Origin of the sequence: Micromonospora tulbaghiae, from assembly GCF_900091605.1 — a bacterium.
GTDB classification, from domain to species: Bacteria; Actinomycetota; Actinomycetes; order Mycobacteriales; family Micromonosporaceae; genus Micromonospora; species Micromonospora tulbaghiae.
In genome coordinates, this window is the sequence record NZ_FMCQ01000012.1 from 85,405 (window position 1) to 98,383 (window position 12,979).

Genomic DNA, 12,979 nt, shown 5'->3' on the forward strand with positions numbered 1-12,979 from the left:
CCTACCCGCGATCGGCCGCTCCATGCGCGCTCAGCGCCGGCCGGTCCAGCAGGTGCCCGAGCAGGTCCGCCAGGACCCTCGTGCCGTCCTGGCTCAGCACCGACTCGGGGTGGAACTGCACCCCGGCGAAGCCCGCGCCGCGCAGCGCGTGCACCGCGCCGTCGGCCGGGTCGCGGGACACCTCGACCGGGCCGTACGGACCGGCCACCCGGTCGGCGTCGGCGAGCGCGGTGAAGCTGGCGTAGAACCCGACCCGGCGGGTCGTCCCGAACACCGGCACGTCCCGCGGCAACCCCTGGTACGGCGCGTCGCGGCGGTGCAGCGGCAGGCCCAGCAGCCCGGCGAGCAACTGGTGGCCCAGGCACACGGCGAGCGTGGGCCGGCCGGATGCGAGCAACTCGGTCAGCAGTGCCCGCAGCGCCGCCATCTTCGGCGCGGTGGTGTCCCGCGGGTCACCCGGGCCGGGGCCGACCACCACCAGGTCGTAGCCGTCCAGCGGGCCCGGGTCCGGCCAGTCCCGCCGGGTCACCGCCAGGCCCAGCGCGCCGAGCTGGTGGGCCAGCATGCCGGTGAACGTGTCCTCGCCGTCGACGATCAGCGCCCGGCGCCCGGCCAGCCCTCGTAGCGCGATCGCGCCCGGCTCCCGCTGCTCCAGCCAGAACCGGGCCAGCGGGGCGTTGCGGGCGGCCAGCGCGGCGCGTACCTCGGGGTCGTCGGCGTAGCGGACGGCCGGCTCGGTGGCGGAGCGCGGCGCGTCCGGGCCGAGACCCAGCGCGGCCAGCACACCGGCCGCCTTCGCGTGCGTCTCGGCCACCTCCCCGGCGGTGGTGGAGTGCCGGACCAGCGTCGCGCCGACCGGCACCCGCAGCGCGCCCTCGGGGGAGATCTCGGCGGTACGGATCAGGATCGGCGCGTCGAGCGTCTGCCGGCCCTGCTCGTCGCGGCCCAGCAGGGCGAGCACCCCGGCGTAGTAGCGCCGGCCGGTGCGCTCGTGCCGGGCGATCACCCGGCAGGCGTTCTCCATCGGGCTGCCGGTGACCGTGGGCGCGAACATGGTCTCCCGCAGCACGTCGCGCACGTCCCGGGAGCAGCGCCCGGCCAGCAGGTACTCGGTGTGCGCCAGGTGCGCCATCTCCTTCAGGTACGGCCCGACCACCTGGCCGCCGTGCTCGGCGACCACGGCCATCATCTTCAGCTCCTCGTCCAGCACCATGTACAGCTCCTCCACCTCCTTCGGGTCCTGCAGGAAGCGCAGCAGCGCGGAGCGGTCGACGGTCTCGCCCCGGTGCCGGAACGTGCCGCTGATCGGGTTCATCTCGACCAGCCCGTCGGCGACGCTGACGTGCCGCTCCGGGCTGGCGCCGACCAGGATCCGGGTGCCGGTGTGCACCAGGAACGTCCAGTACGCGCCCCGCTCGCGCAGCAGCAGCCGGCGCAGCGCGGCCAGGGCCGCGGCCAGCGGGTCGCCCTGCACGGTGGCGAGCATGGTGCGGTGGATGACGAAGTTCGCCCCCTCGCCCCGGCCGATCTCGTCGGCCAGCACCCGTTCCACGATCGCCGCGTACTCGTCGTCGGCGATGTCGAAGCCGGCGTCGCGGGTGCGCACCTCGGCGTCGGGCAGGTCGTCGAGCAGTTCGGCCAGGGGTATCCGCCGATGCGCCTTGACCGCCAGGAACTCCAGCGGCAGGCCGTCGTCGACGCACTCGAAACCGCGTTCGGTGACCTGCCGGAACGGCACCAGGGCCAGCGTGTGCGGACCGGCGCCCTCGGGCAGCGGCAGGTCGGCCAGCTCGTCGGCGGTGCGTACCGGGCCGGTGAACAGGTCGACGTGGTCGGCGCCCTCGCGGCGGACGAGCGCGAACGGGCCGGGGTCGCGGCCGGCCGCGACGGCGGCGAGCGGGTCGGACAGGCGGGTCATCGGGTCTCCTCGGTGGGCCGGGTGGCCGCCGGTGAAGGCGACCCGGGATGCCGGGGGAGACCGGCGGCCGCCTCGTCGGGCGGCCGCGTGGGGAAGCTACGCGCGGGGGTGGGCCGCCGGGTCGGCGGGCCACCAGCAGGACAGGTGCGCGGGCATGACGGTCACTGTACGCGATCGACCGGCACCGTGGAACCCGATCGCGCGGCACCGGGTACGGATCTTGGCGTGGCCGCCGGTCGCGCCGGGTAGGTTGACCGGCGATGGACATTCTCGCTCTGGATCTGGGCACCTCCTCGGTGCGCGGCCTGGTGCTCGACGCGGACGCCGTGCCGCGCCCGGGCGCGCTGGCCCGGCGCCGGGTGCACCTGGTCACCGGGGACGACGGCAGCGGGACGCTCGACGGCCAGGCCTATCTGGCGTGCCTGGTGGAGTGCCTGGACGAGCTGGCCGCCGGTGGGCACCTGCGGGACGTGGACCTCGTGGCCACCTCCGCGCAGTGGCACTCGGTGCTGCCGTTGGCGCCCGACGGCACACCGTCGGGGCCGGTGCTGACCTGGCTGGACACCCGGCCGGAGCCGCCGGCCGGAGCGACCGGCCCGGCCGACCCGGCGGACTTCCACAGGCGTACCGGCACCTGGTGGCACCGCTGCTACTGGTCGGTGCGGCTGCCCTGGCTGCGCGAGCGCGTCGACCGGTGCGCACGCTTCACCGGGCTCGCCGACTACGCGCTCGGCACGCTGCTCGACGAGGCGCCGATGTCGATCTCGCTGGCCTCCGGCACCGGGCTGCTCGACCTGCGGCGCATGGACTGGGATCCGGAGGCGTGCGAGCTGGCCGGCGTACGCCCGGATCAGTTGCTGCCGCTGGCCCCGGACGGCTGGCACGGCCGGCTGAACGCGGCGTACGCGCGGCGCTGGCCGCAGCTGGCGGGCGCGCGGTGGGCGGCGCCGGTGGGCGACGGCGCGGCCGCCAACGTCGGCTCGGGCTGCGTCGACCCGACCCGCGCGGCGGTGACCGTCGGCACCTCCGCGGCGGTCCGCATGATCCAGGCCGTGCCGGCCGGCGCGGAGCCGCCGCCGCTGCCCGAGCAGCTCTGGCGGTACCGGGTCGACCACAACCACGTGGTGACCGGCGCGGCGTACTCCAGCGGCGGCAACCTGTTCGCCTGGGCGGCGCGGGAGCTGCGGCTGCCGGAGGGATCGGAGCTGGAGGCGGCGCTGGACCGCGTCGCCGGTTCGGTGCGTGCGAATCCCCGCTTCGGCGGCGACCGGCCGCCGGGTGTCGCCCCGGCGGGCTCCGGGGAGCTGCGCGGACTCAGCTTCGGCACCACGGCCGTGGACATCCTGGCCGGGCTGATGGGCGGACTGTGCCGGCTCGTCGCCGACGACCTGACGCTGCTGGAGGCCGGTATCGGCGAGCCGATGGAGGTGGTCCTCGGCGGTGGGGCGCTGACCGCCTCGCCGTGGTGGCGCGGGGCGTTCCTCGACGTGCTCGCTCCCCGCCGGGTGTGCTGGCAACGCAACCCGGAGATCGGTGCGACCGGCGCCGCGCTCGTCGCGCTCGGCCGGGTCGCGGAGGCGGACGAGATCGCCGGGATCGGCCGGACGGGCGAGGCCGCCTCGCACGCGTGACCGTCCACCCGCGGTGCTGACCGTCCTGGTCATGCCGTCCGGGCGGCCGTTGACACCGACCGACGGCCTGATTGGATGGACTCCGCTCCCCGACGTGGTGGGGCGGGACGAGGAGGCAACCGTGGGCGCAGGTCCCGACCCGGTTCGCGGCGCGGCCCCTCAGCCGCACCGGCGGCGCTCCGGGTTCCGGCTGCGGGACTGGCGGATGGGCACCAAGCTCGCCACGGTGCTGGTGATCCCCTCACTGGCGTTCCTCGTCCTGGCCGGCATCCAGACCCGGGGTCTGGTCGGGCAGACCACCACGCTGAGCGCCTTCGCCGAGCAGGTCGGCATCGGCCGGCAGATCTCCACCGCCGTCGACCGGCTCCAGCACGAGCGGGACCGCACGGCGGGCGAACTGGCCGCGCTGCGCCGCGCCGGCACCGGCGCCGACCGCGACGCCGCGGTCGCCGCGCTCAAACCGCTTCAGGAGGCCACCGACCGGGCGATGGGCGAGCTGCGCGCCGCGGCCGCGCCGCTGGCCGACGCCGACGCCGCCTGGCGGGTCTCCTACTCCGAGGCGCTCGAGGCGTACGACCAGGTGGTGAACATCCGGGCGGCGGTGGCGCCGGCGGTGCTCTCCAGCGACACCGTGCTGGGCAACTACCACCGGTCGATCGCGGCGCTGCTGAGCCTGCTGGCCGAGCCGTCCCCCGGCGGCGGCCGGCAGGAGCTGACCGAGGCGGTGCTGCGGTACGCGCAGCTGTCCCGGGTCAAGGAGCTGTCCTCGCGGATCCGCGCGGAGCTCTACGCCGCCGCCCGGTCCGGCCGGTACGAGCCGGACGACCAGGTGACACTCAGCGACCTGCGGGCCCAGCAGCTCACCGCGCTCGGCGCGTTCCGGGTCGCGGCGACCGCCGACCAGATCCGCCGCTACGACCGCACGTCTGTCGACCCGGCCTTCGTCGCCGCCACCCGGATGGAGGAGCGGACGCTGCCCGGCGGCGGCGACGCGAAGCCGGCCCTGCTCGACGCGACCCAGTGGTGGGCGGCCAGCGAGCAGCGGCAGGAGCTGTTCCGCCAGCTGGAGAGCGAGATCGTCGCCGACGCGGTACGCCAGGCCGACGACGCCAGCGCCCGTCAGCTGCGCGACACGCTGCTGGTGGCCGGCGCGATCGCCACGGTGCTCCTGGTGGCGGTGCTGATCTCACTGCTGGTCGGCCGGTCGGTGGCCCGCGCCATGCGGCAGCTGCGCGGTCAGGCGCTGCGGATCGCGCAGGTGGACCTGCCGCTGACGCTGGAACGGCTGCGCACCGTGGACCGCCCGGTCGGCGCGATCGACGTGCCGCCCTCGGTGATCGACTCGCAGGACGAGATCGGCGAGCTGGCAGAGGCGTTCGTGGCGGTGCACCGCAGCGCCGTCGACGTGGCGGTCGAGCAGGCGATGATGCGGCGCAACGTCAACGCCATGTTCGTCAACCTCGCCCGGCGCAGCCAGGTGCTCGTCGAGCGGCAGCTGGAGCTGCTCGACGACCTCGAACGCGAGGAGAGCGACCCGGACCAGCTGGAGAACCTGTTCAAGCTCGACCACCTGGCCGCCCGTATGCGACGCAACGACGAGAGCCTGCTGGTGCTGGCCGGCACCGAGTCGACCCGTCGGTGGAACCGCCCGGTGGGTCTGGGCGCGGTGCTGCTCGCCGCGAGCGCGGAGATCGAGCAGTACCAGCGGGTGCGCCACGAGAACCGGACCGACCTGCACGTCGTCGGGCACGCGGTGGGCGACCTGGTGCACCTGTTCGCGGAGTTGCTGGAGAACGCCACCGCCTTCTCCCGCCCGGACACCGCGGTGCGGGTGCTCGTCGAGCCGGACGGCCGGGGCGCGCTCGTGCAGATCGTCGACGAGGGGCTGGGCATGAGCCCGTCGGCGCTGGCCGAGGCGAACGCGGTGCTCGCCGAGCCGCCGGCCGCCGACGTGTCGGCCTCGGAACGGATGGGCCTGTTCGTGGTGAGCCACCTCGGCGCCCGGCACGGCGTACGGGTGTGGTTGAGCTCCGGCCGGGAGGGCCTGGTGGCCCGGGTGCGGATCCCGGTCGAGCTGCTGGCCGAGGCACCCGCGCCGGAGGCGGGCCAGCCGGTGCCGGCCCGGCTCGGGCGCGGGACGGAGCAGCCGATGCTGACCGGTCCGGTCACCGCCTCCGGTGCGCTCGCCGCGGCGACCGCCGAACTGCCGGTGGCCGGATGGCGGCCGGCGCCGGGCCGGCCCGCGGCGCTGCCGATGTCCCCGCTGACCGGGCGGCCGCTGGGTGACGGGACGGATGCCGGTGCGCCGGCGCCGCCCGCCGCGCCGGTGACCGCGCCGCGTCCCCGCCCGGGACGGGCCGAGGACGTGCTCACGCCGGACGCCGGCGCGGCGGGCGGCGGGTGGTTCAGCCGGCAGGGTCCGGCCGCGTCGGCGCTGGGTGTGACGCCGGCGCCGGCGGCGACGCCGGTGACCGGAGGGACGAACGAGCGGGGCCTGCCGGTACGCGTGCCGATGGCCCAGCTCACCTCGGCTGCCCCGGCCGACCGTCCGGTGGTGCGGCACGAGCCGGACCCGGAGGCGGTCGGCGGCATGCTGTCGCGCCTCTACAGCGGGGTGCGGCGGGCCGAGGCCGAGGAGACCACCGAGATGTACCTGCCGCGCGATGAAGGAGGACGACGACAGTGACGACGTTGAGCCAGGAGGCACGCGACCTGAGCTGGCTGGTGACCGCGTTCGCCGAGCGGGTTCCGGGGGTGGCGCACGCGGTGGTGGTGTCCTCCGACGGGCTCCTGGTGGCGATCTCGGCGCATCTGCCCCGGGACCACGCGGACAAGCTCGCCGCGGTGACCTCCGGCCTGATGAGCATCACCGCGGGCGCGGCCCAGATGTTCGACGGTGACGTCGTCAAGCAGACCGTGGTGGAGATGGGGCGCGGCTACTTCCTGGTGATGCAGATCCGGGACGGCTCGATCCTGGCCACGCTGGCCGGGGCGGACGCCGACATCGGCGTGGTCGGCTACGAGATGGCGCGGCTGGCCAAGCAGGCGGGCGAGATGCTCACGCCGGCGTTGCGCGCCGAACTCCAGCAGGCGCTGCCGCGCTGAGGCGGGCCGGTGCCCGGCCGGCATCGCGCCGGCCGGGCACCGTCGCCTACAGGCCGTTGCGGCGGATCACGTCGCGGTACCAGTGGGCGCTGCGCTTGAGCACCCGCCGCTGGCTGGCGTAGTCGACGTAGACCAGGCCCCAGCGCTGCTCGTATCCCTCGGCCCACTCGAAGTTGTCCAGCAGCGACCAGACGTGGTAGCTCTCCAGCGGCACCCCGTCGCCGATGGCCCGGTGGGCGGCGGCGAAGTGGTCGCGCAGGAAGGTGACCCGCCCGGTGTCGTCGATGTTGCCGTCCGCGCCGGGCACGTCCGGGCAGGGCAGGCCGTTCTCGGTGATGGTGATCGGCACCCGGCCGTAGTCGCGGGTGACCCGGGTCAGGATGTCGTACATGCCCTCCGGGTAGATCTGCTGCCACTCCGCCTCGGAGGTGGGCCACTTGCGGACCGTGCCGCCGTCGGCGGTGACGTAGATCGGCGTGTAGTACTGCACGGCGAGGAGGTCGACCGGGCTGGAAATGATCTTCAGATCGCCGTCGCGGACGCCGCGGACCATCCGGCTGTCCGGGCCGAGGTCGTCCAGCACATCCTGCGGGTACGCGCCCTTGAAGATCGAGTCGAGGTAGAGGCGGTTCTCGTACCCGTCGTAGAGGCGGGTCGCGGTGGCCGACTCGGCGGAGTCGTCGGCCGGGTAGCAGGGGTGCAGGTTGAGCGCCGGGCCGATCCGGCCGGTGACGCCGGAGGCGCGCAGCGCCCGCACGGCGAGGCCGTGGGCGAGCTGGAGGTGGTGGGCGACCAGGTACGCCGCCTCCTCGTCCTGGAAGCCCGGCGCGTGGTGGCCCCAGATGTAGCCGTTCTGCACCACCGTCTTCGGCTCGTTGACGGTCAGCCAGACCGGCACCCGGTCGCCGAGGGCGCGGAACACCACGTCGGCGTACTCGGCGAAGCGCTCGGCGGTGTCCCGGTTCTCCCAGCCGCCGGCGTCCTGGAGGGCCTGGGGGAGATCCCAGTGGAACAGCGTGGCCATCGGCGCGATGCCGCGCTCGTGCAGCCCGTCCAGCAGGCGGCGGTAGAAGTCGAGGCCGCGCTGGTTCGGGCGGCCGGCGCCGTCGGCCTGGATGCGGGGCCAGGAGATGGAGAACCGGTAGCTGCGCAGCCCCAGCTCGCGCATCAGGTCCAGATCCTGCGCGTACCGGTGGTAGTGGTCGGCCGCGACGTCGCCGGTGTCACCGTTGCGGATCCGGCCCGGCGTGTGGCTGAAGGTGTCCCAGACGGACTCACCCCGCCCGTCCTCCTTCGCGGCCCCCTCGATCTGGTACGCCGAGGTCGCCGCCCCCCAGGCGAAGCCGTCCGGGAAGCGCAGCCCGCGGTCCGGCTCCGGGTCGGTGGTGCGCTCGTGCGGGCTGTCGCAGCCGCCGAGCGCGACGGTCGACGTGGCGATCCCGGCCGCGGTGGCGCCGGCGAGCCCGGTCCGGGCCGCGCCGGCCGCGGTCGCGGACAGGGCGGCGCGGCGGAGCAGGCGCCGTCGGGTGAGTAACGACATGAGGTTTCTCCTCGGAGTGACGGGCCGCCTGGGCCGGGAGCGCTCCCATCATAGCCAGGGAGCGGCCGGCCCCGATCCGGCGGTCGCGGCGAGGTGCGGCGCGGCCGGCGGGCGGCCGGAAGTGGGTGGCGGGGGCGTCGCTCGGGAACGTCGCTCGCGGCGGCGTGAGCGGCGAGGGGTGGGGTGGATAGCGAGAAAGGCCGTCCGGGTGGCGTGACACGCCTGTCCCGTCGGCCTCTTTTGCCGTCGACAACGGGGGTTTAGTGTGGGGACGGGGGAGGGCAACCCCCGTCCCCACCGATGGTGCACACACGCACGAAGTGGAATTGGCGTCCGTCGTGCGCGTCGCGCGGGAGCCGGGCCACGCGAGTGGCTCTGGTTCCACCTCCCTCCGTCTGGCGGGTGGCGGCCGGCGGCGGCGTCCGGGCTGGTCCGCCGTCGGCCTCTGGCCGACGCGCCGGGCACGGGTGTACCCGGCGATCCAGTACTTGCATCTCCGTCGATGGAAGCGCTCCCATCGGCGATGCTGCGACTGTAACGCTCGTCACGGGTTTGGAAAAGCCCCTAAACGAGATCGAAACATGGAAGCGCGTATCTGCGCTGGCCGTTGTGGTGGGAGCGCTTCCATGTCACACTCTCGTCACGCCACGCGGAGCCAGTGAACGCGAGCGCGGGCCGCCGAGGGCACCCGGTGACGAACCGGTGCGGCGCCCCGATCCCCGGCACGGCCGGGACGACCACCTTTCCGGACGCCTCCGTCCCCCCGCGTACGCCATGTCGGCGCGTGGAGGCGCCCCGCCGGGGCCCACGGTCCCGGCCCGGTCCGAGGAGACACCGCCCACATGAGACTTCTGGCCAGACGTCGCCGCACGGCGATGGTCGCCGCCACCGCCCTCGTCATAGGCGGGGTGGCCCTGCCCGCGGGCGCCGCACAGGCCGCACCCGCCTGCGACGTGACCTATGCGACGACCGACTGGAACAACGGGTTCACCGCCAACGTCACCATCAAGAACCTGGGCGACGCGCTGAACAACTGGTCGCTGAAGTTCGCCTTCCCGAACAGCAGCCAGCGCGTGGTTCAGGGCTGGTCGGCCCGGTGGAGCCAGTCCGGCAGCGAGGTCACCGCGACGAACGAGTCGTGGAACGGCAGCCTGCCCGCCGGCGCGTCCACCAGCATCGGCTTCAACGGCAGCTTCAGCGGCAGCAACCCGAAGCCCACCGCGTTCACCCTCAACGGGGTCGCCTGCAACGGCGCGCAGACCAACCAGCCGCCGACGGTCTCGCTGAGCGTGCCGTCCGGCCCCTTCGAGGCGCCGGCGGACGTCCCGCTGACCGCGACCGCCAGCGACGCCGACGGCACCATCAGCAAGGTCGAGTTCTACCGCAACGGCCTGCTGGTCAACACCGACACCACCGCGCCGTACGGCTACGACCTGCTGGACCTGCCGGCCGGCAGCTACACCGTGCAGGCCAAGGCGTACGACAACGCCGGCGGCGCCGCCGTCTCGGAGAAGTCGTTCACGGTGACCGCGGCGAGCGGGCCGAGGCTGGTCGCCAACCCGTCGGCGGTCACCGTCGCCGAGGGCGGCAGCGCCACGGTCCGGTACACGCTCAGCGCGGCCCCCACTGCCAACGTGCCGGTGACCCTCGCCGTCACCGGTGACAGCGACATCACGGTCTCGCCGTCCACGCTGACGCTCACCTCGAGCAACTGGAGCACCGGCGTCACCGCCACGGTCTCCGCCGCGGAGGACTCCGACACGGTCGGCGGCACCGCCACGATCACCGCGTCGGCCACCGGCTACGCCCCGATCTCCGTCGTCGCCACCGAGGCGGACAACGACACCCCCGGCGGCGACAACGCCTACATCAAGAAGTTCCTCGACCAGTACGGCAAGATCAAGAATTCGGGCTACTTCAGCCCCGAGGGCGTGCCGTACCACTCGATCGAGACGCTCATCGTCGAGGCGCCCGACCACGGCCACGAGACCACCTCGGAGGCGTTCAGCTTCTGGCTCTGGCTGGAGGCGCAGTACGGCCGGGTCACCCAGAACTGGGCCCCGTTCAACAACGCCTGGACGGTGATGGAAAAATATATTATTCCGAATCATTCAGACCAGGCGACGGCCGGCTCGCCCGGCACCCCGCAGTACGCCGCCGAGCACAACCTGCCCAGCCAGTACCCGTCGGCGCTGGAGGCCAGCGTCCCGGTCGGCCAGGACCCGCTGCGCTCGGAGCTGCAGTCCACCTACGGCACCGGTGACATCTACGGCATGCACTGGCTGCTCGACGTGGACAACACCTACGGCTTCGGCCGCTGCGGCGACGGCACCACCCGGCCCGCGTACATCAACACCTTCCAGCGGGGCACCCAGGAGTCGGTGTGGGAGACCGTGCCGCAGCCGTCCTGCGACACGTTCAAGCACGGCGGCCCCAACGGCTACCTGGACCTGTTCGTCAAGGAGTCCAGCGCCCCGGCGAAGCAGTGGAAGTACACGAACGCCCCGGACGCCGACGCGCGTGCCGTCCAGGCCGCCTACTGGGCGCTGACCTGGGCCAAGGCGCAGGGCAAGCAGGCCGACGTGGCGGCCACCGTGGCGAAGGCCGCCAAGATGGGCGACTACCTGCGCTACGCGCTGTTCGACAAGTACTTCAAGAAGATCGGCAACTGCGTCGGGGCGTCCACCTGCCCGGCCGCCAGCGGCCGTGACTCGGCGCACTACCTGCTCTCCTGGTACTACGCCTGGGGCGGCGCGTACGACACCTCGCAGAACTGGTCGTGGCGGATCGGCTCCAGCCACAGCCACTTCGGCTACCAGAACCCGTTCGCGGCCTGGGCCATGACCAACGTCGCGGAGCTGAAGCCGAAGTCGCCGACCGCGGTCTCCGACTGGCAGAAGAGCCTCGACCGGCAGCTGGAGTTCTACACCTGGCTGCAGTCCGCCGAGGGCGGCATCGCCGGTGGCGCCACCAACAGCTGGGACGGCAGCTACGCCCAGCCGCCGGCCGGCACCGCCACCTTCTACGGCATGTTCTACGACGTCGACCCGGTCTACAACGACCCGCCGTCGAACCAGTGGTTCGGCATGCAGGCCTGGTCGATGCAGCGCATCGCCGAGCTGTACCTGGAGACCGGCAACGCGAAGGCCAAGGCGCTGCTGGACAAGTGGGTGCCGTGGGCGATCGCCAACACCACTGTCGGCACCAACTGGTCGATCCCGTCGGACATGAAGTGGACGGGCCAGCCGGCCAACTGGAACCCGAGCAGCCCGCAGCCGAACACCAACCTGCACGTCGAGGTGACGGTCAAGGGCCAGGACGTCGGCGTCGCCGGCGCCTACGCCCGCACGCTCATCGCGTACGCGGCCAAGTCCGGCAACACCGCGGCGAAGGACACCGCCAAGGGCCTGCTGGACGCGCTCTCCGCGTCCGCCGACAGCAAGGGCGTCTCGACGCCGGAGAAGCGCGGCGACTACAAGCGCTTCGACGACGTCTACAACGCCGCCGACGGCCAGGGTCTCTACGTCCCCAACGGCTGGACCGGGAAGATGCCCAACGGCGACGCGATCGCCCCGGGCAAGAGCTTCCTGGACATCCGCTCGTTCTACAAGAACGACCCGGACTGGCCGAAGGTGCAGGCGTACCTGGACGGCGGTCCCGAGCCGGTCTTCAACTACCACCGGTTCTGGGCGCAGGCGGACATCGCCATGGCGTACGCCGACTACGGCACCTACTTCCCGCAGGGGTGAGGTGACCCCTCCTCCGCAGGCGGGTGAGAGCCCGCCTGCGGAGGAGGCCGACCCGGCCGATGGGGGAACGGAGCGGCCGGGTCGGCGAACGGCCTGACGCCCACGGTCAGGCCGGGTGGGCCGGCCGTCCGGCCGACGCAGCGGACCGGCCGGCCCACCACTCCGCCCGGCGACGACCCATGGCGCGAAAAGGCACGGAAAATTCAGCGGTCCACGGGATCACATCCGGGCCCTGGACGGAGTAACGTATTTGACGGAGAGGCCGCTCCCCCCGTGGCGGCCTCTCCATTATTCTGTGCGCGCCGCCACACCGTCCGCGTCCGCCGGGTCCACCGGGTGCCGCAGCCCCGGATGGCCGGCCGGCAGCGAGCGCCGGATCACCACCCAGCTCCCCGCCAGCGCCGCCGCGATCACCGGCCAGGTCAGCGCCGCGCGCGCCACAGTCAGCGCGACCACCTGCCCGTACAGCCACAGCGGCACGAACACCGCCACCCGCAGCACGTAGCTGGCGGTCCACACCCAGCTGGCCCGGCCGTACGCCCGCAGCAGCGCCGGGTCGCGCCGCCACCGGGTGCGCTGGCCCAGCGCTGTGCCGGCCACCACACCCAGCAGCGGCCACCGCACCACGATGCTCACCGCCCAGGCCAGCGCGCTCGCCGCGTTGGCGGCGATCTGGAGCAGGAAGAAGTCGGCGGCCCGGCCGGTGCGCAACGCGACGAGCGCGGCCACGCAGACCGCGAGCAGCCCGACCAGCACGGAGCGGGGACGGTCGCCGCGCCGCCACCGCCAGCCGGCCACCGCCGTGCCGGTCAGCACCGCCGCGAGCACGCCGCCGCCCAGGCCGCCGAGCACCCAGCCGAGCCCGAACGCCAGCGGGGGAAGGGTCGCGTCCACCGCCCCGCGCCGGCCGCCGAGCAGGTCGGCCAGCGACTCCGGCCGCGGCCCGTCCTCCGGTTGCCGCTGTGGCGTGCCGGTCACGCGCCACCTCCTCGAAATCGCCCGCCTCACCGTACGCCGCCGCCGATGGCGCTCCGCC

The 12,979-nt window shown here is 73.8% G+C and carries 7 protein-coding genes; 4 read left to right on the plus strand and 3 right to left on the minus strand.

Annotation, left to right across the window (positions count from 1 at the left end; translation table 11 throughout):
• Position 1: 1 nt before the first annotated feature.
• Complete coding sequence (locus GA0070562_RS27940) at positions 2-1,918, minus strand: chorismate-binding protein (protein ID WP_091427536.1); 1,917 nt, start codon at positions 1,916-1,918, stop codon at positions 2-4.
• Between the two features lie 260 nt (positions 1,919-2,178).
• On the opposite strand from GA0070562_RS27940, the gene GA0070562_RS27945 reads away from it, so the two are divergent.
• From GA0070562_RS27945 to GA0070562_RS27955, 3 genes are all read left to right on the plus strand, one after another.
• Positions 2,179-3,549 (plus strand): FGGY family carbohydrate kinase, encoded by a 1,371-nt coding sequence (locus GA0070562_RS27945; protein WP_091427538.1) that lies wholly within the window; start codon positions 2,179-2,181, stop codon positions 3,547-3,549.
• Between the two features lie 121 nt (positions 3,550-3,670).
• Complete coding sequence (locus GA0070562_RS27950) at positions 3,671-6,235, plus strand: sensor histidine kinase (protein ID WP_225853165.1); 2,565 nt, start codon at positions 3,671-3,673, stop codon at positions 6,233-6,235.
• Complete coding sequence (locus tag GA0070562_RS27955) at positions 6,232-6,654, plus strand: roadblock/LC7 domain-containing protein (RefSeq protein WP_073831794.1); 423 nt, start codon at positions 6,232-6,234, stop codon at positions 6,652-6,654. Before GA0070562_RS27950 ends, GA0070562_RS27955 begins: the two co-directional genes overlap by 4 nt.
• A 46-nt stretch (positions 6,655-6,700) precedes the next feature.
• Here GA0070562_RS27955 and GA0070562_RS27960 read toward each other — a convergent pair whose 3' ends face one another.
• Complete coding sequence (locus tag GA0070562_RS27960; RefSeq protein WP_091427540.1) at positions 6,701-8,194, minus strand: GH1 family beta-glucosidase; 1,494 nt, start codon at positions 8,192-8,194, stop codon at positions 6,701-6,703.
• Positions 8,195-9,045: 851 nt separating this feature from the next.
• Between GA0070562_RS27960 and GA0070562_RS27965 the strand changes: the two genes are divergently transcribed.
• Positions 9,046-11,943: a glycoside hydrolase family 48 protein gene (locus tag GA0070562_RS27965; protein WP_175438904.1), complete on the plus strand. Its 2,898-nt coding sequence runs from the start codon at positions 9,046-9,048 to the stop codon at positions 11,941-11,943.
• A 288-nt stretch (positions 11,944-12,231) separates the two neighbouring features.
• Here GA0070562_RS27965 and GA0070562_RS27970 read toward each other — a convergent pair whose 3' ends face one another.
• The gene (locus GA0070562_RS27970) at positions 12,232-12,921 is read right to left on the minus strand and encodes a DUF3159 domain-containing protein (protein ID WP_091427543.1); all 690 of its coding nucleotides are present in this window, start codon (positions 12,919-12,921) and stop codon (positions 12,232-12,234) included.
• Positions 12,922-12,979 lie beyond the last annotated feature (58 nt).

What these genes read in the sequence shown, in the direction of transcription:
- GA0070562_RS27940 (WP_091427536.1), bottom strand. Translation starts at nt 1,918, where the DNA reads ATGACCCGCCTGTCCGACCCGCTCGCCGCCGTCGCGGCCGGCCGCGAC.
- GA0070562_RS27945 (WP_091427538.1), top strand. Translation starts at nt 2,179, where the DNA reads ATGGACATTCTCGCTCTGGATCTGGGCACCTCCTCGGTGCGCGGCCTG.
- GA0070562_RS27960 (WP_091427540.1), bottom strand. Translation starts at nt 8,194, where the DNA reads ATGTCGTTACTCACCCGACGGCGCCTGCTCCGCCGCGCCGCCCTGTCC.